Source organism: Burkholderia pulmonis (genome assembly GCF_984667975.1).
Genome location: NZ_OZ480187.1, coordinates 273,540 through 293,335, shown reverse-complemented (window position 1 = coordinate 293,335; position 19,796 = coordinate 273,540). Strand labels below are relative to the sequence as shown.

The window sequence follows — 19,796 nt, the reverse complement described above, 5'->3', positions numbered from 1 at the left end:
TCGACGAGGATCCGATGTCCGCCTCTTCTCCGAACCCGGCCGGCGCGCACGGCGCCGACACCGCCGCCCTCGCGGCCGACGAACCGTCGGCCGCTGCCGGTCACGCGCCGCATCCGCACGGCAAGATGCTGCATCCGGTCGTGATGATGCTGTGGGTGCTGGCCGTCGCGATCGCGCTCACGTGGATCGTCGACGCCGGCCACTTCGAGCGCAACGGCCGGCTCGTCGTGCCGGGCACCTATCACGTGGTGCCGAAGACAACGGCGCTGTCGACGCTCGTCGCGCCGGCCGTCAGCCATAGCACGCCCACGCAGGCGATGCCGGCGAGCCTCGTATCCGCGTTCGTCGTGGTGCCGCAGGGGTTGTTGAAGAACGCGCCGCTGATCGTGATGGTGATGTTCGTCGGCGGGATGTTCGGCGTGATGCGCCGCACGGGCGTCGTCGATGCGGGCATCGACCGGCTGCTGCAGCTCACCGGCAACAACGCGTACCTGCTGACGCCGATGCTGATGATCCTGATCGGGCTCGGCAGCACGCTGCTCGGTTTCATCTCCGAGTACCTCGTGATCATTCCGATGGTCGTCGTGATCGCGCGGCGCCTGGGTCTCTCCGACCTGTTCGCGGTCGCGCTCGTCGCGCTCGCCGCGAAGATCGGCTATATCGCGTCGGTCACGAACCCGCTCGCGCTGGCTGTCGCGCAGCCGCTCGTCGGCGTGCCGCTGTTCAGCGGCGTCGCGCTGCGCGCGGCCGTATTCGTCGTATTCCTGACGATCGGCATCCTGTACCTGCTGCGCTACGTGCGCAGCACCGGCTATCGCGCGGGGCAAACGGCCGCCGGTCACGCCGTGCATGCGGCCGCGAAGCTGTCGCTGCGCCACAAGGCCACGCTCGTCGTATTCGCCGCGGCCGTCGCGATGCTGATCTACGGCACGCGCGAGCTGAAATGGGGCAACGTCGAACTCGCCGCGTTCTACGCGGCCGTGAGCATCGCGACGGCCGTCATCGGCCGGCTCGATTCGCGCAGCGCGGCCGACGCGTTCGTCGACGGCATGAAGAACATGATGCTCGCCGCGCTGCTGATGGGACTCGCCGCGTCGGTCGAACTGCTGCTGCAGAACAGCCTCGTGCTCGACACGCTGATCAACTTCTTCACGCGGCTCGCCGACGGGCAGTCGCCGGTGTGGGTCGCGAACGGGCTGATGGGCGTGCAGATGGTGCTCGACGTGTTCATTCCGTCGGTGTCGGGCAAGGCGGCCGTGAGCATGCCGATCATCGGGCCGATCGCGCAGCTGTCCGGCGTGAGCGGCCAGACGTCGGTGCTCGCGTTCGTGCTCGGCGGCGGGCTGACGAATCTCGTCACGCCGACGTCCGGCATGCTGCTCGCGTATCTCGCGACCGCGCGCGTCGACTTCGGTGCGTGGATCCGCTTCGTGCTGCCGCTGTTCGCGATCCTGCTCGCGCTGTCGTGCGTCGCGCTGACGTTCGCGGTGTGGATCGGATATTGAAGTTCAGGGGCGCTACGCATCGCGAATGCGCTCCGCGCTGCGGAGCGCATCGATCCGTCCGGCCGCGTCGGCGGGCGTTCCAGCGAGACGCGGCGGCGGCCTGCCTCGCTCAGGCGACCTCGATCACCCCGCCGAACGCCCGTTCGTCGATCGCTTCGGCGAGCGTCGCGAACGCCGTCGCGATTTCATCCTCCGGCACGCACGCATAGCCGAGCAGCAACCCCGACGCCGCGCGCTCGCGATCCGCGTAGTAGCCGGACAGCGGCCGCACGACGATGTTGCGTTCGAGCGCGGCCTGCGCGACCACGCGATCGTCGACACCCTCCGGCAGCTGCGTGACGAGATGCAGCCCCGCATCGCTGCCGAGCGCCTGCAGCGTGTCGCCGTAGCGGCGCGCGACCGCATCGAGCAGCACCTCGCGGCGCTGCCCGTACAGCGTGCGCATCTTGCGGATATGCGACACGAAGTGCCCTTCCGCGATGAACTCGGCGAGCACGGCCTGCTGCAGCAACTGCCCTTCGCGATACAGCTCGGCGCTCGCGGTCGCGAAGCTTTCCGCGAGCGGCTCGGGCGCAACCAGGTAGCCGACCCGCAGCCCGGGGAACAGCGTCTTGCCGAAACTGCCGACGTAGATCACCTGCCCGGCCGTGTCGAGACCCTGCAGCGACGCGAGCGGCCGGCTGCCGTAGCGGAATTCGCTGTCGTAGTCGTCCTCGATGATCCAGCAGCCGTGCTGGCGCGCGTATTCGAGCAGCATCCGCCGCCGCGCGAGGCTCATCACCATTCCGAGCGGATACTGGTGCGACGGCGTGACGAGCATCAGCTTCGGCGGCTCGGCGAGATCGGCAGCCGACGGCGCGATGCCTTCGTCGTCGACCGGAATCGGCCGCGTGGTCAGCCCCGACACGTTCAGCACGCTGCGCACGCCCCAGTAGCACGGGTCCTCGGTCCAGATCGCGTCGCCCGGATCGGTCAGCAGCCGCACCGCGAGGTCGATCGACTGGTGGATGCCGGTCGTGATCACGATCTGCTCGGGCGTGCAGCGCACCGAGCGCGACGTGCGCAGGTAATCGGCCAGCGCCTCGCGCAGCAGCGCGAGCCCGCCGCCCGGCGCGTAGGTCAGCAGGTCGGGGCGCAGGCGCCGCCAGTACTTGTTGTGCAACCGCGTCCACACCCGCGCCGGAAATCGCGACACATCGGGCACGCCCGGCATGAACGCGCCGCCCTGACGCTTCGACACGCCCGCCCCTTCGACGAGCCGCGTGCCGCGCGCGGACAGCCGCCGCGCGGACGGCATCACGACGGCCGGGCCGGCCGCCGCGTCGGACGGTACGCCGACGATCTCGTCCGGCGCGCTGTCGGCGACGAACGTGCCGCGGCCCGTCGCCGAGTTCACGTAGCCTTCGAGCGCAAGCTGTTCGTAAACCTGCGTGACCGTGTTGCGCGCGATCCCGAGCTCGGCCGCCAGCAGCCGCGACGACGGCACGCGCGTGCCGGCCGGCAGTTCGCGCGACAGGATCGCCTGTTGCAGCAGCCGGTGAAGCTGCCGGTAGATCGGCTGTTCGCCGCCGCGCACGAGGCGCTGCGCCAGCCAGTCCGACAACACGCTCGCGCGCATGATTGGCTCCTGAATATTTATTGAAATGGCTCTGATTACCAGAGCCAAATGTGATTATAGTCGCCTCCATGGGCTGCCAATGCGCCCGATTCCCTACTCACCGGAAAGAACATCAAGGAGATGACCGTGAAGAATGCCGACCTGCAGGCCCGCAAGAACGCCGCCACCCCGCGCGGCGTCGGCGTGATGTGCGATTTCTACGCAGCCCGCGCCGAGAACGCGGAACTGTGGGACGTCGAAGGCCGCCGCTTCATCGATTTCGCCGCCGGCATCGCGGTGCTGAACACGGGCCACCGCCACCCGAAGATCGTCAAGGCGATCGCGGATCAGCTGAACAACTTCACGCACACCGCTTACCAGATCGTCCCGTACGCGTCGTACGTCGAACTGGCCGAGAAGATCAACGACCGCGCGCCGGGCGACTTCCCGAAGAAGACCGCGTTCTTCACGACCGGCGCCGAAGCCGTCGAGAACGCGATCAAGATCGCGCGTGCGGCGACCGGCCGTCCGGGCGTCATCGCGTTCTCGGGCGGCTTCCACGGCCGCACGATGATGGGCATGGCGCTGACCGGCAAGGTCGCCCCGTACAAGCTGAACTTCGGCCCGTTCCCGGGCGACGTGTTCCACGCCCCGTACCCGAACGCGCTGCACGGCGTGACGACCGCCGACTCGATCAAGGCGATCGAGATGCTGTTCAAGGCCGACATCGATCCGAAGCGCGTCGCCGCGATCATCTTCGAACCGGTCCAGGGCGAAGGCGGCTTCAACCCGGCGCCGGCCGAATTCGTGCGCGCGCTGCGCAAGATCTGTAACGAACACGGCATCCTGCTGATCGCCGACGAAGTGCAGACGGGCTTCGCGCGTACCGGCAAGCTGTTCGCGATGCAGCACTACGACGTGCTGGCCGACCTGATCACGATGGCGAAGAGCCTCGCGGGCGGCATGCCGCTGTCGGGCGTCGTCGGCCGTGCGGACGTGATGGACGCGGCAGCGCCCGGCGGCCTCGGCGGCACGTACGCGGGCAACCCGCTGGCCGTCGCGTCGGCCCACGCGGTGCTCGAGATCATCGAAGAAGAGAAGCTGTGCGAGCGCGCGACGCAACTCGGCGACGTGCTGAAGGCGAAGCTGAGCTCGCTGCAGGCCGACGTGCCGCAGATCGCCGACGTGCGCGGCCCGGGCGCGATGATCGCGGTCGAGTTCCTGACGCCGGGTTCGGGCGAGCCGGATGCCGAATTCACGAAGCGCGTGCAGACGCGCGCGCTCGAGCGCGGCCTGCTGCTGCTCGTGTGCGGCGTGTACTCGAACGTCGTGCGCTTCCTGTTCCCGCTGACGATCACGCAGGCCGTGTTCGACGAAGCGCTCGTGATCCTCGAGGAAGTGCTGAAGGAAACGGTCGGCGTGCCGGCCTGAGTTCCCGCCCACTTCAACCGAATGGGCCGCCGCCGTCGTGAAGACGGCGGCGGCCGTTTTCATCCGTCCTTTTCAAAGCAGGTGATTCACATGAGCACTGTTCAGGAAACCCTGGCACTGAAAGATCCGTCGCTGTTCCGCCAGCAGGCGTACGTCAACGGCGAATGGCAAGGCGCGGCGAACGGCGAGTCGTTCGACGTCCGCAACCCGGCAACCGGCGGCCTGCTCGGCACCGTGCCCGCGATGGGCGCGAGCGAGACTCGCCACGCGATCGAAGCCGCGAACGCCGCATGGCCGGCGTGGCGCAAGAAGACCGCGAAGGAACGCGCGGTCATCCTGCGCAAGTGGCACGACCTGATGATGGAAAACGCCGACGACCTCGCGCTGATCCTCACGACCGAGCAGGGCAAGTCGCTGGCCGAAGCGAAGGGCGAGATCGGCTACGCGGCATCGTTCCTCGAGTGGTTCGCGGAAGAAGGCAAGCGCGTGTACGGCGACACGATCCCGACGCCGGCGAGCGACAAGCGCATCGTCGTGACGAAGGAAGCGATCGGCGTGTGCGCGGCGATCACGCCGTGGAATTTCCCGGCGGCGATGATCACGCGCAAGGTCGGCCCGGCGCTCGCCGCAGGCTGCCCGATCGTCGTGAAGCCGGCGGAAGCGACACCGTTCTCCGCACTCGCGATGGCCGTGCTGGCCGAGCGCGCGGGCGTGCCGGCCGGCGTGTTCAGCGTTGTCACGGGCGACCCGAAGGCGATCGGCGGCGAACTGACGTCGAACCCGATCGTGCGCAAGCTGTCGTTCACGGGCTCGACGCCGATCGGCCGCCTGCTGATGTCGCAATGCGCGGCGACGGTCAAGAAGGTGTCGCTGGAACTCGGCGGCAACGCGCCGTTCATCGTGTTCGACGACGCCGATCTCGATGCGGCCGTGCAAGGCGCGATCGCGTCGAAGTACCGCAACAGCGGCCAGACGTGCGTGTGCACGAACCGCTTCTACGTGCATGAAGCCGTGTACGACCAGTTCGCGCAGAAGCTCGCGGCGGCCGTCGGCCAGCTGAAGGTCGGCCGTGGCACCGAGCCGGGCGTCACGCAGGGCCCGCTGATCAACGAAGCGGCCGTGCTGAAGGTCGAGGCGCACATCGAGGACGCGCTCGCGAAGGGCGCGACCGTCGTGACGGGCGGCAAGCGCCACGCACTCGGCCACGGCTTCTTCGAGCCGACCGTGCTGACGGGTGTCACGCCCGCGATGAAGGTCGCAAAGGAAGAGACGTTCGGGCCGCTCGCGCCGCTGTTCAAGTTCAGCAGCGACGACGAAGTGATCCGCTTCGCGAACGACACCGAATTCGGCCTGGCCGCCTACTTCTTCAGCCGCGACATCGGCCGCGTGTGGAAAGTGGCGGAAGCGCTCGAATACGGGATGGTCGGCGTGAACACGGGCCTGATCTCGAACGAAGTCGCGCCGTTCGGCGGCGTCAAGCAATCGGGCCTCGGCCGCGAAGGCTCGCACTACGGCATCGACGACTACGTCGTGATCAAGTACCTCTGCCTCGCCGTCTGACGGTTCAGGGCCTGCCGCTTCGGCGACAGGCCCTGACCGCCCGGCCGGAACCGGGCGGTCCGACGCGGGCCGGCGTCCCTCTCCGTCGCGCCTGCGTCACTTCGTGTTCCCGCTGACTTCTCGATATCGGCAGGCTCTGCCTGTGCGACATCGCCCCCCTCTGCCGAACGGCATACCGCTCCGGATTTCGTTCAAGTCTCATTTCTCGTTCCGCAGCAAATCGCTAGATTGAGCGCTCCATCTCGATCCGGTTTTCCTGCGCATGAACACGACTTTCCATCCGGCCTGCCTGCCACGCGCACGCATCACGCCCGCAGCACCTCTTCGTACGCGCCCCGGGTTCCCGACCCGCACACCAGGAGCCCGCACATGATCGTGAAGACATTCGGTCACCGGGCACCTCCGCCGACGGAAAAAACCGGCAGCACGAACAATCACCAGCCGTTCAACGTCGTCTACGACGGGCCCGCGCTCGGCGACCACCGGATGGACGTGCGCGATCTCGCCCCGGCGCTGATCGCGATCGCCGACCTGTTCTCGTTCACCAACAAGGCGCTCAATGGCGAAAGCGCCGAGGTGCGCCTCGAGGTCAGGGGCGGCTTCAAGGCCGGCTCGTTCCATTCCGAACTGATCTTCGTCCAGTCGCTCGCGAGCCAGATCCGCGACCTGTTCGCGGGGCCGAACGCCAACGCGTTCAGCAACGCGCTGGCGATCCTCGCCGCGCTGGGGATCGTCGGAGGCGGCGGCTTGATCGGGCTCATTCGCACGCTGCGCGGACGCAAACCGCATCGTGCCGAGCAGGAAGGAACGCACACGCGGGTCTGGATATCGGAGCAGGAATCTTTCGTCGTCGACGAACCGATCTTTCGGCTCTACCGGAACCGTTCGGTCAGAATCAGCCTGCAGAAAATGTTGTCGCCGCTCGAACGCGAAGGCATCGACAGCTTCGGCATTGCCCGCGGCGATGATGTCGAGCTCGAGATCGGGAACCATGAACTCGACATGTTCACGAGCAGCGACGATCCCGGCGACGTCGTAACGGACTCAATCGTGTGCAAGGTGCTGCAGCTCGAATCCGTCGTGTTCAAGGATGGCAACAAATGGCGCGTGCACGACGGCACTGCGGCGTTCTTCGCCACACTGGACGACGAACAGTTTCTCGCGAAGGTCGATGCCGGCGAGCGTTTCGGAAAAAGAGACATGCTGGTCGTCGATCTCCGCCAGACGCAGATCATCACCGATGAAGGACTTCGCACCGAATACCGCATCGTCAAGGTCCGCGAGCATCGCGCGCCGCTGCAGCCCGCGTTGATCTGATCGCCGCCGGCATGATGCGCGGGCTCGCGCGTTGCACCGCCTCGCCCGCGTCATCTCGCGCCTCCCCGCGCTCACCGAAACACGTTCACCGCATCCACCAGCCGCGTCGCCTGCTGCTTCAGGCTCTCCGACGCCGCCGTGCTCTGCTCGACGAGCGCCGCGTTCTGCTGCGTGATGTTGTCCAGGTGCACGACCGCCTGATCCACCTGCGCGACACCCGTGCTCTGCTCGGCCGTCGACGAGCTGATCTCCGCGATCAGGTCCGACACGCGTTTCACCTGCGTGACGATGTCCTCCATCGTCCTGCCCGCCTCGTCCACGCGTCGCGCCCCCGACTCGACCCGCTCGACGCTCGCGCCGATCAGCGTCTTGATCTCCTTCGCCGCATTCGCGCTGCGCTGCGCGAGCGCACGCACTTCGCCCGCAACCACCGCGAAACCGCGACCCTGCTCGCCCGCACGCGCCGCTTCGACCGCCGCGTTCAGCGCAAGAATGTTGGTCTGGAATGCGATACCGTCGATCACGCCGATGATGTCGGCGATCCTGCGCGAGCTGTCGGTGATGTCGCTCATCGTCGTGACGACCTCGCTGACCACCTGCCCGCCGCGCTCGGCCGCGTCGCTCGCGGACACCGACAGCTGATTCGCCTGCAGCGCCGTCTCCGCATTGCTCGACACGGTCGCCGTCATCTCGGCCATCGACGCGGCCGTCTCCTGCACGCTCGACGCGGCCTGCTCGGTGCGCGCGCTGAGGTCGTTGTTGCCCTGCGCGATCTCGTTGCTCGCGCGCTGCACGTTGTGCACCTGTTCGCTGACGTCGTCGACGAGCCAGCGGAACATCAGCCCGAGCTGGTTGATCGTGCGCAGCGTCATGCCGATCTCGTCGACGCGGTTCATCCGCACGCCGCGCCGGCTTTCGCCGGTCGCGACGTTCAGCGCCTGCTCGTGCAGCCGCTTCAACGGCTGCACGATCTGTGCGTCAAGCCACCAGCCGGCCGCCGCCGCCACGCCGACCGTCGCACCGGCGAACGCCGCGAGCCCGGCACCGGACAGCCCGCATGCCCAGCCCGCACCGACGACCACCGGAGCCAGCACGCACAGCGCCGAATGCACGCGTGCGCGCACCGACATCGTCTGCGGCAGCGACGCGATGCGCAGCAGCCCGGTGCGGATCACGAGCCCCTTGTGGAACCGGCGCTGGCCGGCCTTGCCTTCGCGAAACGCGCGATACAGCGCGTCCGCGGCTTCGGTCTCGTCGCTCGGCGCCTTCGTGCGCACCGACATGTAGCCCTGCGGCTCGCCGTTGCGCATCACCGGAATCGCGTTCGCGCGCACCCAGTAGTGGTCGCCGTTCTTGCGGCGGTTCTTCACGAGCGCGGTCCAAGGCTCGCCGCGCCTGAGCGTCGCCCACATGTCGGCGAACGCCTCGCGCGGCATGTCCGGGTGGCGCACGGCATTGTGCGGCTGGCCGACGAGTTCCTCGTTCGAGAAGCCGCTCACCTGCGCGAACGTCGTGTTCGCGTAGGTAATGGTGCTGTCTGCATCGGTCGTCGACATCAGTGTGACGTCGTCGGGGAAATCAAATTCCTGTTGGGTAACGGGCTGGTTATTGCGCATGCAAGGCTCCGAAAGGCGGATCTGTTGTCCGCGCCGTGTTCAAATCACGCTCAGTAGCCGAAAAACGGTTGATCGCTTTACGACGGTCTCGTCCTTACTGTCGGCAATTCGTCGGAAAACCTTAATCCTGTCGCACATAAAATATGCAATCGGGCCATTGCCATGATTTCGGTCAAATAATCCGGCGATAATCGTCGCGCACGTTTATCTGCCTGTCACAAAGCGCTGCATGGCTTGACGATGGCGTTATCCGTTGCGCACGGCGAAACGATTGGCCTATCCTGCTCCATTCCACCGGAATTCGAATTCAATGAAAAAGGCATTGCACGAACTGAATCGGCTGTCCTGGAATACGGCGACGGTCGCGCATAACAGCCATAAAGGCGATCAGGCTGCTTTTTTCCGCAATGGCGGCTCGACATTGTTTCCCGAAGAACGCGAACTGCTCGGCGATCTCGCGGGCCTGCGGCTCCTGCACCTGCAATGCAACGCGGGGCAAGATACGTTGAGCCTCGTGCGTGACGGCGCGGATGCAACCGGTGTCGACATCTCCGACGAAGCGATCGGCTTCGCACGGCAACTGTCGGCCGATGCGGGCCTGCCCGCGCGTTTCGAGCGGGCCGACGTGCTCGACTGGATGCCCGAAGCCGCCGCGCGCGGCGAGCGCTTCGATCGCGTGTTCACGTCGTACGGCGCGATCTGCTGGCTGTCGGATCTCACCGCATGGGCGTGCGGGATCGCCGCGCTGCTCGCACCGGGCGGCCGCTTCGCGATGGTCGAATTTCATCCGTTCGCGCTGTATTTCGACGAACACTGGACACCGCACTACGACTATTTCAAGCGCGACGCGACCGAGGAACCGGCCGGCATCGGCGATTACGTCGCCGCATCCGGCACGGGGCTCGGCGCGCAGCACGACCATCCGGGTGTCGTCGATTTCGCGAATCCGCACCCGAGCTACGAGTTCATGTGGGGCATCGGCGACGTGGTGAATGCGCTCGTGTCCGCGGGGCTCGCGATCGACCGGCTGACCGAATATCCGTATGCGAACGGCTGGAAGGGCTTCGACGGCATGCGTGAGCTGGACGGCCACCGGATGGTGCCGCCCGACGGGATGCCGCGCCTGCCGCTGATGTACGCGATCGCCGCGCACCGGGTGGCCGCATGACGCGCCGCACCGCCGCCGAACGCGACGCACTGGCCGCCCGCCTCCTCGCACGCGACGACGTGCCGCTCGTCTGGACCATCGACCGGCGCGAGATCATCGAGCACCTGTACGTGCTGCGCGACGGTGCGCTGCACCTCGTGCCCGAGTTCTACGACGTGGCCGGCTGGCCCGACGGCGAAGCCGATCACTACACGCCGATCCTGCTCGACTGCCACGATCGCGGCGGCTGGTTTCTCGGCCTGTTCGACGGCGCGCGGCTCGTCGCGGCGGTCGTCGTCGACAGCCGGCCGCTCGGTCCGCAACGCGACATGCTGCAGCTGAAGTTCCTGCACGTGAGTCACGACTGGCGCGGCTGCGGACTCGGCGAACAGCTCTACCGTGCAGCCCTGGCGCAAGCGCACGCGATGGGCGCCCAACGGCTGTACGTGTCGGCCACGCCGTCGCAGCGCACGATCGACTTCTACCTGCGCCTCGGCTTCACGGTCAGCAAGGCACCCGACCCCGAGCTTTATGCACTCGAGCCCGAGGACATTCATCTGGAAGGGTCGACGGCCTGACGGCCCGGCACGCGGATGAAGCGTAGAATTTCCCGCTCTGCCGCAGCCGCCATCCGCCGTCACGGAGCACGACATTGAAGAACGACCCGCAGCCGCAAGCCATGCCGAAGATTCTCGTCAGCATGTGCGTGGTCGGCCATCCGGTCCGTTACAACGGCTCGGCGAAGACCGCCGCGCACGAGGCGCTCGAGCGGTGGCAGCGCGAAGGGCGTCTCGTGCCCGTCTGCCCGGAACTCGCCGGCGGCTTCAGCGTGCCGCGCCCGCCTGCCGAGATCGCCGGCGGCGAATCGGGTCAGCAGGTGCTGTCGGGCTCGGCACGCATCGTCGACGTGAACGGCACCGACGTGACGGCGCCGTTCGTTTCCGGCGCGCACGCCGCATTGGCCGTCGCGCAGGCGCACGATTGCCGCTTCGCAATCCTCGCCGACGGCAGTCCGTCGTGCGGCAGCACGTTCATTTACGACGGGAGTTTCGCGAACCGGCGGCATGCGGGCGCCGGGGTCACGGCGGCGTTGCTGCGCGAGCATGGCATCGAGGTGTTCGCGGACACCGAGATCGACGTGCTCGACGCGCGCCTCAGGCAGCTGCCGCAGGCCGGTTAACGACGACGGGCGGCACGAGCCTCCTCGTGCCGCCCGTCGTTGCGAAGCGGAACAGCGGTGAAGCCGCGCGTGTCCGGCCGCTTCACCGCGTCACCTCGATCAGACGCGTTCGATCGCGATCGCGATGCCCTGGCCGACGCCGATGCACATCGTGCACAGCGCAAAGCGGCCGTTCGTGCGATGCAGCTGGTACATCGCGGTCGTCACGAGACGCGCGCCCGATGCGCCGAGCGGATGGCCGAGCGCGATCGCGCCGCCGTTCGGGTTCACGCGAGGATCGTCGTCGGCAACGCCGAGCATGCGCAGCACCGCGAGGCCCTGCGACGCGAACGCTTCGTTCAGCTCGATCACGTCGAACTGGCCGATCGTCATCCCGAGCCGCGCGAGCAGCTTCTGCGTGGCCGGTGCGGGGCCGATCCCCATCACGCGCGGCGCGACGCCGGCGGTGGCGATACCGAGCACGCGCGCACGCGGCGTCAGGCCGAAGCGCTTCGCGGTTTCTTCATTCGCGAGCAGCAGCGCGGCGGCGCCGTCGTTGACGCCCGACGCGTTGCCGGCCGTCACCGAGCCGTCCGGGCGCACGACGCCCTTCAGCTTCGCGAGTGCTTCGAGCGACGTTTCACGCGGATGCTCGTCGCGCGACACAACCACCGGATCGCCCTTCTTCTGGGCAATCGAGACCGACACGATTTCTTCGGCGAGCGTGCCGTCCTGCTGCGCACGTGCCGCCTTCTGCTGGCTGCGCAGCGCGAACAGGTCCTGATCCGCGCGGCTGATGTTGTAGTCGACCGCGACGTTCTCGGCCGTCTCCGGCATCGAATCGACGCCGTGCAGCTGTTTCATCAGCGGATTGACGAAGCGCCAGCCGATCGTCGTATCGAAGATGTCGGCCTGGCGTGCGAACGCGCTCGCGGCCTTGCCCATCACGAACGGCGCACGCGTCATGCTCTCGACGCCGCCCGCGACCATCAGCGCGGCTTCGCCAGACTTGATCGCGCGCGCGGCCACGCCGACCGCATCCATCCCGGAACCGCACAGGCGGTTGATCGTCGAACCGGGCACGCCCTGCGGCAGGCCCGCGAGCAGCGCCGACATGCGAGCAACGTTGCGGTTGTCCTCGCCGGCCTGGTTCGCGCAGCCGTAGATCACGTCGTCGATCGCCGTCCAGTCGACGTCGCGGTTGCGCTCGACGAGGGCCTTGAGCGGCACCGCGCCCAGATCGTCGGCGCGCACGCCGGACAGTGCACCGCCGTAACGCCCGATCGGCGTACGGATCGCATCACACAGAAAAGCTTCGGTCATCAGTGTCTCCGGTCCCATGAAAGGCTGGGAAATGAACAGGGCGCGCCCCTTGCATTGCCCGCCGGGATGCGCTTAAATGTTCTATATACGAACATAAGATCGTGTATCGAACGTTCAACGCATCATAGGGAGTGCAGGGACGACCTGTCAAGCGCACGGTCCGCCGGGCGGTTGGCGTGTCGGGCCCCATGCGCTATCTTCTCGGCTGCACGACATTCCAGGCGCTCATGACAACCGAAGACACTCAGACGAAACCCGGCGACTCCTATGTGCAGTCGTTCGCGCGCGGCCTCGCGGTGATCCGCGCATTCGACGCGGCACGCCCCGAGCAGACGCTCACCGAAGTCGCGTCGGCCACCGGGCTCACGCGCGCGGGCGCACGCCGGATCCTGCTCACGCTGCAGACGCTCGGCTACGTCGAGGCCGACGGCCGGCTGTTCCGGCTCACGCCGAAGATCCTCGAGCTCGGCTTCGCCTACCTCACGTCGATGCCGTTCTGGAATCTCGCCGATCCGGTGATGGAGCAGTTGTCCGCACAGATCCACGAAAGCTGCTCGGCGGCCGTGCTCGACCGCACCGAGATCGTCTACGTGCTGCGCGTGCCGACACGCAAGATCATGACGATCAACCTGTCGATCGGCAGCCGGCTGCCCGCGTACTGCACGTCGATGGGCCGCGTGCTGCTGTCCGCGCTCGACGACGCGGCGCTCGACGAAACGCTCGCGCAGAGCGGCATCCGTGCGCATACGCCGCGCACGATCACGGACCTCGGCGAGTTGAAGACGACGATCGCGCAGGTGCGCCAGCAGGGCTGGGCCGTGGTCGACCAGGAGCTCGAAGTGGGCCTGATGTCGCTGTCCGCGCCGATCCGCAACCGGCGCGGGCAGATCATCGCGGCAATGAACATCAGCGGCAACGCGCAGCGGCACACCGCGAAGCAGATGGTGAAGGAGTTTCTCGGTCCGCTGCAGCAGGCCGCGCAGACGGTGTCGGAGCTGGTTGCACGGCGCGGCTGAACGCGCCGCGCAACCCTCTGCTCCGCCGCGCGGGGCGGAACGGTTCAGAACAGGTGATGAACGCCGGCAACGATCACGACCTGCCGCTGCGAGCCTGACGCGCCGATCGAGAAGATCGCGGCGCGCGCGTCCGCCGCGCCCGTCGCCTGCTGCGTGACCGCGTGAAGATAAACCTGGGTGCGCTTCGACAACGCGAACACGTCGCCGAGCGTGGCCGACACGTAGCGGCGACCGACGAACGTCGTCGTCGATACGCCGCCCGATACCGCATTGGCCGGCGTCGCCTGCCACGCGACGCCCGCATCGATCGTCCGGTACGTGTCCGCATGGGCACCGGAGCGGAGCTTCGCCAGCGTATAGAGCGCATGCAGCCGCACGCTGCCCCAGTCGTAACGCATGCCGATTCCCGCGTTCTCGACCTTGTCCGCCACGTATGACAACGCCGGGCGCCCCTGGAACGTCGACAGCCCGAGGCCCGCGGTCGTGTCTCCGAGCATCGCGCCGAGCGGCCGGTCGTGCTCGTTGACGTACGCCGCCGCGACGCCGAACGGCCCGTTCGCGTAATCGACACCCGCGCCGACGATCCGCCCGCTCGAAAAATTGCCGGGCACGCCGCCGAGCCCGAGCAGCAACCCGACCTTCAGCCCGTACCACGCGGGCGATCGATACTTCACGACGTTGCTCTGCTGCGCGGAAGTCGTTTCGACCAGCTCGTCGAGATTGCCCGGATGCGCGGCGAGCAGGTTCGCCGACTGAAAGCCGTTCCCCATCGGCGCCAGCCAGTCGTAGTTGAACGCGGTCTGCTGGCCGAGCGTGATCGTGCCGACGCGCCCGGACGACAGCCCCACATACGCCTGCCGGTTGAACAGCGTGCCGCTGCGCATCAGCGCGCCCGTATTGGTCGCGAAGCCGTTCTCGAGCCGGAACACGGCGCGCCAGCCGGCACCGAGATCCTCCGTGCCGAGGAACCCGATGCGATCGGGCTGCATCACGCCCTGCAGCATCACGGCCTGCGGGCTGCCCGCCCGGTTGTTCACGTAGGCGACGCCGGCATCCAGGCTGCCGTACAGCGTGACGGTGCTCTGCGCGTGCGCGCTGCCGGCGGCCGCGACGTTCAGCATCGCGAACGTCATGGCCGCGCGACGACGGCGTGCCGAGGCTCGCACGTCGAGCGCCCTCACGGGGATCGGGCCGGGCTGGCGCAAGCACCGCCCGGCTTCATTCGACGGCTTTCGCATACGCCACCTCCCGTGCGTAATGCAGCCCCATCGCGCCGATCGCCACGGCCGCGCACGCAATCGGCGCGATCAGCAGCAGGAATACGCCCGACAGCCCCATCGCGCTCGCCAGCACCAGCGCGCCGACGAACGAGCCCGCGATCGCGCCCAGCCGGCCGACGCCAAGCGCCCAGCTGACGCCCGTCACGCGGCTGCCGGTCGGATAGAAGTCGGCCGCGAGTGCGTTGGCGCCGGTCTGTGCACCCGCGACGCCGAAGCCGATGCCGAACACGCCGCCGGCCAGCGCGAACAGGTCGTCGTAACGCCACGCGACGAGCAGCACGCACAGCACGCTGACGAGATACGCGGCCACCAGCACCGCATGCGCGTTGAAGCGTCCCATCGCGCGGCCGAGGACGATTGCGCCGACCGTGCCGCCGGCCTGGAACATCGCGGTGACGATCGCGGCTTGCGCGAGATCGAAGCCGGCTTCGCGAAAGAGGCTCGGCAACCAGTTCGTGACGAGGTAGACGACCAGCAGGTTCATCCAGAACGCGCACCACAGCGCAACGGTGCCGAAGCGCAGCGGCGGCGACAGCAACTGCGCGACGGGGGAGCGCGCCGCGCCGCCCGTCGCCGGCTCGTCGGCGATGAAGCGATGCGCGGCGTCCGGCGCATCGGGCGACAGGCGGCGCAGCACGTCCGCGATCCGGGCGGCCGGCGCGTTCCGGTGGATCAGGAAGCGGATCGACTCGGGCAGCGCGGCCAGCATCGCCAGCCCGAGTGCAATCGGCAGCGCGCCGCCGATCGCGAACATCGCATGCCAGCCGTAGCGCGGAATCACGTGTGCGGCGACGAACCCCGCCGCCGCGGAGCCGAACGTGAAGCCGCAAAACATCGTCGCGACGATCAGCGCACGGCGCGCGCGCGGGCTGTATTCGGACGTCATCGCGATCGCGTTCGGCATCGCCGCGCCGAGCCCGACGCCCGTCAGGAGCCGGAACACGATCAGCGAAACGATCTCCGGCGCGACCGCGCACAGCAAGCTGAACAGCCCGAACAGCAGGACCGATGCGACGAGCAGGCGCTTGCGCCCGAACCGGTCGCCGAGCGGCCCCGCGAAGAACGCGCCGATCGCGAGGCCGGCCAGGCCGGACGCGAGCAGCAGCGTAACGGCGGCCGTGCCGACGTGCCAGCTGTCGCGCAATGCGGGGACGACGAAGCCGATCAGCGCGGTATCGAGCCCGTCGAGCGCGACGACGGCGAAGCACTGCACGGTGATCGCGAACTGGAAGCGGGAAAACGGCAGCGCGTCGATCCAGCGCTGCACGTCGAATACGGGAGCGGGTTGCAAGACGGTGTCTCCTTCGTTTTATAGTGGGGCGGTCGGCCGGATGCCGGTGCATCCCGCCGCCCCATCGATGTGCCGTACCGGGCAAGCCCGGCACGCCGGCAAGCCGGGTTGCTCAGTCCAGCCGGAACAGCCGCTTCGCGTTGTCGCGGCCGATCTTCTGCCGGTCGTTGTCGCCGATCTCCGCGGCATCGAACCACGCGCTCGCCTCTTCCATCGTCTCGAACGGATAGTCGGTCGAGAACAGCACGCGATCGCCGCCGATCTCGTCGATCGCGTTGCGCATCGCGATCGTGCGGAAGTTGCCGCTCGTCGTGACGTGGAAGTGCTCGCGGAAGTAGTCGATGAACGGCCGCTTCGCCTTCACGCCGAGCGGGTTCTTGCCCGTCGCCGACGCCCAGTGCGAGGTCCGCCAGATGTTGTTCTGCACCAGCTCGCCGAGGTGGCCGAGAATCACCTGCAGCGACGGGTACGCGTCGAACAGCCCGCTGCCGATCAGGCGCAGCGCGTGCACGCCGGTTTCCGGCGAGAACGCCCAGCCCGGCCCGAGCAGCCACGGATGCCCTTCATACGCGAGCTGCTGGCTCGGCAGCGGATTGCGCGGATGCAGGTAGAACGGCACGCCGAGACGCTCGACTTCGCCCCAGAACGGCCAGTACTGCGGCAGGTCGTAATAGGTCGCGTTGTCGGCGCTGCCGATCTGCGAAAAGCCGTTCACGAGCGCGCCCTTGAAACCCAGCTCGGTCACCGCGCGATCCAGCTCGCGCGCCGCCGCGTCGGGGTCCTGCAGCGGCAGCGCCGCGAATGCGCCGAAGCGTTCCGGCCGGCGCGCGACCTGTTCGGCCAGCAGGTCGTTCGCGCGGCGCGCGACGTCGATCGCCCGCCGCGGATCGGCGATCGCCTGCACGGCCGGCGCGTTCAGCGACAGGATCGTGTAGCCGATGCCGCACGCGTCCATCCGCTCGATCCGCTCTTCCTGCAGGTCGAGCAGCTGCCGGCGTCGCGCGGGCCAGATGTCGGCGGTAAAGTAACGTTCGGAATCGCCGATCGTGTCCGGCGTGGCAAAGTGCTCCTCGAGCGCGATCTTGTCCTGCATGCTGCCTCCTGTCATGTCGGTATCCGCCGGCACCACCGTGGTGCGGCGTGTCGAAGCCAGCATAGGGGGGCAGCGGCTCCCTGTTAAATTGCGGCGTTGAATACCGTCATTCACGGCATCTATGTCCGCCACCCGACCGACGCGATGGACCACGATCCCGACCTGCGCAACATCGACCTGAACCTGCTGCTGGTGTTCGACGTGCTGTACCGCACGCGCAGCGCCACGCGCGCGGCCGAATCGTTGCACCTCACGCAGCCGTCCGTCAGCAATGCGCTGAAGCGGCTGCGTACGCTGTTCGACGACGCGCTGTTCGTGAAGACGGCCGACGGCATGCAGCCCACGCCGCGCGCCGACGCGATCGCGATCCGCGTCGACGAAGGGCTGGCGTCGCTGCGCGGCGCGCTGCAGGCGGGGCGATCGTTCGATCCGGCCACGTCGACGCGCACGTTCCGCCTGTACGTGAACGATCTCGGCCAGGCGATCTTCATTCCGCCGCTCGTCGCGCAACTGCATCGCGTCGCGCCCGGCATCCGGATCGTCACGGCGGACCCGCCGCTCGACGCCGCGCAGCAGATGATGAAACTCGGGCAGATCGATCTCGCGCTCGGCATGTTCACCGGGCTGCATGCGGATTTCCACCAGCAGCGGCTGTTCCACGAAACCTATGTCGCGCTGGTGCGCAACGATCATCCGGCGATCGGCGCCGCGCCGACCGTCGAGCAGTTCTTCGCGGCGGACCATGTGATCTACACGCCCACCGCCGGCAGCCATGCGCGCTTCGAGGCGATGCTCGATGCACTGTCGCCGCATGCGGGCAGCGCGCGCCGCGTGACGCTGCAGCTCGCGCATTCGTTCGGCCTCGAGCGCATCGTGTCGTCGAGCGATCTCGTCGCGTGCATCCCGAGCCGGCTGGCGCGTGCGCTGTCGGCGCGGGACGACGTGCGTGCCGTGCCGCTGCCGTTCGACATCGCACCGGCCGACATCGCGCAGTTCTGGCACGAACGCTTTCAGCGCGACGAAGGGCATCAGTGGCTGCGCGCGCTCGTCTACGACCTGTTTCACGATCATCGGCCGAGTGCGGTGCCGTGATGAAGTAGCGGTGGCGGCGGCGAGCGAGACCCGCATGGCAATCCTGCGATTGTCGTATCGGCGATACGACAATTCGACAATAAAAAAAGCGGGCGGCACAAGGCCGCCCGCTCACCGCTCTGACTCCACAACAACGTTCTTCTCACGGAACACGGAGCACACTCCGCGCTGCACAATTTAGTGATGCACGGAAACGCGGTCAATCTGACGGGAGCGAAACTGCGTCAGCTCCGTCGGACACCGCACCGCTCACGCGCCGAGCAGCATCCCCGTTCGCACCGGCACCGTGCCCGTCACGCGGCCGAGCGGCGCGCCGGCCGTCACGAAGCGGATCGCGCGACGCATGTAGAACACGCCGTCGGTCGCGCTCGAGATCGTCGTGATCGCATCCGTCAGCGGATCGACGATGTCGAACAGCGGATCGCCGGCGCGGATCGTCGCGCCGATCGCCGCGCGGTGCACGAGGATCCCGCTCACCGGCGCGTAGAACTGCTCGCTGCCCGCGAGCGGCGTGGCCGGCGCAGCCAGCGGCGGCAGCGGCGTGCGCTCGCCGCGCACCGCGCCGCGCCACACCAGGTAGTCGACGAGCGCCTCGGCGTCGCGTTCCGCATATTCGTACGTCACGTCGCGCTGGCCACGGCATTCCACCGTCACGGCCACAGTGCCGGCCGCCATCGGCGTGCCTTCCGGCAAATGCTCGCGCAATTGCGCCCACAGCAGGTGATGCGCATCGTCGAACGCATGCCCGCCCGAATCCTCGGCGAGCAGCGACACTTCCGCGCCGAGATAACGCGCGAGCGGCTCGATGTCCGGCCACGCGGTATCGCTCGTGTACACATGCATCACCGCTTCGAGCGAGCAATGCAGGTCGATCACGACGTCGGCGTCGTGCGACAGCTTCAGCAGCGCAAGCTGCAGCGCATCGAATTCGGTGCGCGGCGCGATCTCGTCGAGCGCCGCGCCGACGCATTCGCGCACGATCGCAAGATTGCGCTCGCCGTCGTCGCCCAGCCGGTCGCGCGCCCGCGCGGCGATCGCCGCGAGCGGCAGGAAGCCGCGATTGAAGTTGCGGCCGCTCGCCAGGTCGAAGCGGCCGATGAACTGCCCGAGCAGATGATGATTGAGGCCGACCGGGTTCGACACCGGCACGAGCACGATCTCGGCCGCGAGCCGGCCTTCGGCATCGAGCTGCGCGAGACGTTGCTTCAGCACGAACGCCGCGAGCATTGCCGGCGTCTCGTCCGCGTGCAGCGCGGCCTGCAGGTAGATCTTGCGGCCGGTATCGGCCGGCCCGAAGTGAAAGCTCGTCAGCGTGCGCTGCGTGCCGATCGACGGCGACAGGAGCGGCGTGGTGCGAATCTGCATCGAT

General features: G+C 67.8%; 16 protein-coding genes. 9 read left to right on the top strand and 7 right to left on the bottom strand.

The genetic code is table 11. The features are described from left to right. Nucleotides 1–14 precede the first annotated feature (14 nt). The gene (locus AC5LXK_RS18155; RefSeq protein ID WP_493392863.1) at nucleotides 15–1,505 is read left to right on the top strand and encodes a YfcC family protein; all 1,491 of its coding nucleotides are present in this window, start codon (nucleotides 15–17) and stop codon (nucleotides 1,503–1,505) included. 109 nt (nucleotides 1,506–1,614) lie between these two features. Here the strand turns inward: AC5LXK_RS18155 and pdxR are convergent, their stop codons facing one another. After that, complete coding sequence (pdxR, locus tag AC5LXK_RS18150; protein ID WP_493392862.1) at nucleotides 1,615–3,123, bottom strand: MocR-like pyridoxine biosynthesis transcription factor PdxR; 1,509 nt, start codon at nucleotides 3,121–3,123, stop codon at nucleotides 1,615–1,617. 126 nt (nucleotides 3,124–3,249) lie between these two features. On the opposite strand from pdxR, the gene AC5LXK_RS18145 reads away from it, so the two are divergent. From AC5LXK_RS18145 to AC5LXK_RS18135, 3 genes are all read left to right on the top strand, one after another. Continuing rightward, a complete protein-coding gene (locus AC5LXK_RS18145; RefSeq protein ID WP_493392861.1) occupies nucleotides 3,250–4,533 on the top strand; it encodes a 4-aminobutyrate--2-oxoglutarate transaminase in 1,284 nt (427 codons plus the stop codon). Nucleotides 4,534–4,623: 90 nt separating this feature from the next. Beyond that, the gene (gabD, locus tag AC5LXK_RS18140; RefSeq protein ID WP_493392860.1) at nucleotides 4,624–6,093 is read left to right on the top strand and encodes an NADP-dependent succinate-semialdehyde dehydrogenase; all 1,470 of its coding nucleotides are present in this window, start codon (nucleotides 4,624–4,626) and stop codon (nucleotides 6,091–6,093) included. A gap of 369 nt (nucleotides 6,094–6,462) precedes the next feature. After that, nucleotides 6,463–7,410: an LAPAL motif-containing putative phage structural protein gene (locus tag AC5LXK_RS18135; protein ID WP_493392859.1), complete on the top strand. Its 948-nt coding sequence runs from the start codon at nucleotides 6,463–6,465 to the stop codon at nucleotides 7,408–7,410. Nucleotides 7,411–7,481: 71 nt separating this feature from the next. On the opposite strand, the gene AC5LXK_RS18130 is transcribed toward AC5LXK_RS18135, so the two are convergent. Then, nucleotides 7,482–9,026 (bottom strand): methyl-accepting chemotaxis protein, encoded by a 1,545-nt coding sequence (locus tag AC5LXK_RS18130; protein ID WP_493392858.1) that lies wholly within the window; start codon nucleotides 9,024–9,026, stop codon nucleotides 7,482–7,484. A 310-nt stretch (nucleotides 9,027–9,336) separates the two neighbouring features. Here AC5LXK_RS18130 and AC5LXK_RS18125 point away from each other — a divergent pair, with 310 nt between their 5' ends. The 3 genes from AC5LXK_RS18125 to AC5LXK_RS18115 all read left to right on the top strand — a co-directional run bounded on the left by AC5LXK_RS18125 (nucleotide 9,337) and on the right by AC5LXK_RS18115 (nucleotide 11,353). Continuing rightward, nucleotides 9,337–10,194, top strand: a complete 858-nt coding sequence (locus AC5LXK_RS18125) for a class I SAM-dependent methyltransferase (protein ID WP_493392857.1) — start codon at nucleotides 9,337–9,339, stop codon at nucleotides 10,192–10,194. Next, the gene (locus tag AC5LXK_RS18120; protein WP_493392856.1) at nucleotides 10,191–10,751 is read left to right on the top strand and encodes a GNAT family N-acetyltransferase; all 561 of its coding nucleotides are present in this window, start codon (nucleotides 10,191–10,193) and stop codon (nucleotides 10,749–10,751) included. Before AC5LXK_RS18125 ends, AC5LXK_RS18120 begins: the two co-directional genes overlap by 4 nt. 101 nt (nucleotides 10,752–10,852) lie before the next feature. Then, nucleotides 10,853–11,353, top strand: a complete 501-nt coding sequence (locus AC5LXK_RS18115; protein ID WP_493394099.1) for a 2-thiouracil desulfurase family protein — start codon at nucleotides 10,853–10,855, stop codon at nucleotides 11,351–11,353. Nucleotides 11,354–11,452: 99 nt separating this feature from the next. On the opposite strand, the gene pcaF is transcribed toward AC5LXK_RS18115, so the two are convergent. Further along, nucleotides 11,453–12,655: a 3-oxoadipyl-CoA thiolase gene (gene pcaF / locus AC5LXK_RS18110; RefSeq protein WP_493392855.1), complete on the bottom strand. Its 1,203-nt coding sequence runs from the start codon at nucleotides 12,653–12,655 to the stop codon at nucleotides 11,453–11,455. Between the two features lie 227 nt (nucleotides 12,656–12,882). On the opposite strand from pcaF, the gene AC5LXK_RS18105 reads away from it, so the two are divergent. Next, a complete protein-coding gene (locus tag AC5LXK_RS18105) occupies nucleotides 12,883–13,671 on the top strand; it encodes an IclR family transcriptional regulator (RefSeq protein ID WP_493392854.1) in 789 nt (262 codons plus the stop codon). A 44-nt stretch (nucleotides 13,672–13,715) separates the two neighbouring features. Here AC5LXK_RS18105 and AC5LXK_RS18100 read toward each other — a convergent pair whose 3' ends face one another. The 3 genes from AC5LXK_RS18100 to AC5LXK_RS18090 form a co-directional block, all read right to left on the bottom strand. After that, nucleotides 13,716–14,804, bottom strand: a complete 1,089-nt coding sequence (locus AC5LXK_RS18100) for a porin (protein ID WP_493392853.1) — start codon at nucleotides 14,802–14,804, stop codon at nucleotides 13,716–13,718. An 85-nt stretch (nucleotides 14,805–14,889) separates the two neighbouring features. Continuing rightward, a complete protein-coding gene (locus AC5LXK_RS18095; protein ID WP_493392852.1) occupies nucleotides 14,890–16,242 on the bottom strand; it encodes an MFS transporter in 1,353 nt (450 codons plus the stop codon). A 112-nt stretch (nucleotides 16,243–16,354) separates the two neighbouring features. Further along, on the bottom strand, nucleotides 16,355–17,335 hold the full coding sequence (locus AC5LXK_RS18090; protein WP_493385943.1) for an amidohydrolase family protein: 981 nt from the start codon (nucleotides 17,333–17,335) through the stop codon (nucleotides 16,355–16,357). A 96-nt stretch (nucleotides 17,336–17,431) separates the two neighbouring features. Between AC5LXK_RS18090 and AC5LXK_RS18085 the strand changes: the two genes are divergently transcribed. After that, a complete protein-coding gene (locus AC5LXK_RS18085; RefSeq protein WP_493392851.1) occupies nucleotides 17,432–18,427 on the top strand; it encodes a LysR family transcriptional regulator in 996 nt (331 codons plus the stop codon). Nucleotides 18,428–18,676: 249 nt separating this feature from the next. Here AC5LXK_RS18085 and AC5LXK_RS18080 read toward each other — a convergent pair whose 3' ends face one another. Beyond that, on the bottom strand, nucleotides 18,677–19,792 hold the full coding sequence (locus AC5LXK_RS18080; protein WP_493392850.1) for a succinylglutamate desuccinylase/aspartoacylase family protein: 1,116 nt from the start codon (nucleotides 19,790–19,792) through the stop codon (nucleotides 18,677–18,679). Between the last annotated feature and the right edge of the window lie 4 nt (nucleotides 19,793–19,796).

Coding starts and splice junctions, on each gene's coding strand:
- AC5LXK_RS18155 (WP_493392863.1), top strand. CDS start 15: ATGTCCGCCTCTTCTCCGAACCCGGCCGGCGCGCACGGCGCCGACACC.
- pdxR (WP_493392862.1), bottom strand. CDS start 3,123: ATGCGCGCGAGCGTGTTGTCGGACTGGCTGGCGCAGCGCCTCGTGCGC.
- gabD (WP_493392860.1), top strand. CDS start 4,624: ATGAGCACTGTTCAGGAAACCCTGGCACTGAAAGATCCGTCGCTGTTC.
- AC5LXK_RS18135 (WP_493392859.1), top strand. CDS start 6,463: ATGATCGTGAAGACATTCGGTCACCGGGCACCTCCGCCGACGGAAAAA.
- AC5LXK_RS18130 (WP_493392858.1), bottom strand. CDS start 9,026: ATGCGCAATAACCAGCCCGTTACCCAACAGGAATTTGATTTCCCCGAC.
- AC5LXK_RS18125 (WP_493392857.1), top strand. CDS start 9,337: ATGAAAAAGGCATTGCACGAACTGAATCGGCTGTCCTGGAATACGGCG.
- AC5LXK_RS18120 (WP_493392856.1), top strand. CDS start 10,191: ATGACGCGCCGCACCGCCGCCGAACGCGACGCACTGGCCGCCCGCCTC.
- AC5LXK_RS18115 (WP_493394099.1), top strand. CDS start 10,853: ATGCCGAAGATTCTCGTCAGCATGTGCGTGGTCGGCCATCCGGTCCGT.
- pcaF (WP_493392855.1), bottom strand. CDS start 12,655: ATGACCGAAGCTTTTCTGTGTGATGCGATCCGTACGCCGATCGGGCGT.
- AC5LXK_RS18105 (WP_493392854.1), top strand. CDS start 12,883: ATGACAACCGAAGACACTCAGACGAAACCCGGCGACTCCTATGTGCAG.
- AC5LXK_RS18100 (WP_493392853.1), bottom strand. CDS start 14,804: ATGACGTTCGCGATGCTGAACGTCGCGGCCGCCGGCAGCGCGCACGCG.
- AC5LXK_RS18090 (WP_493385943.1), bottom strand. CDS start 17,335: ATGCAGGACAAGATCGCGCTCGAGGAGCACTTTGCCACGCCGGACACG.
- AC5LXK_RS18080 (WP_493392850.1), bottom strand. CDS start 19,792: ATGCAGATTCGCACCACGCCGCTCCTGTCGCCGTCGATCGGCACGCAG.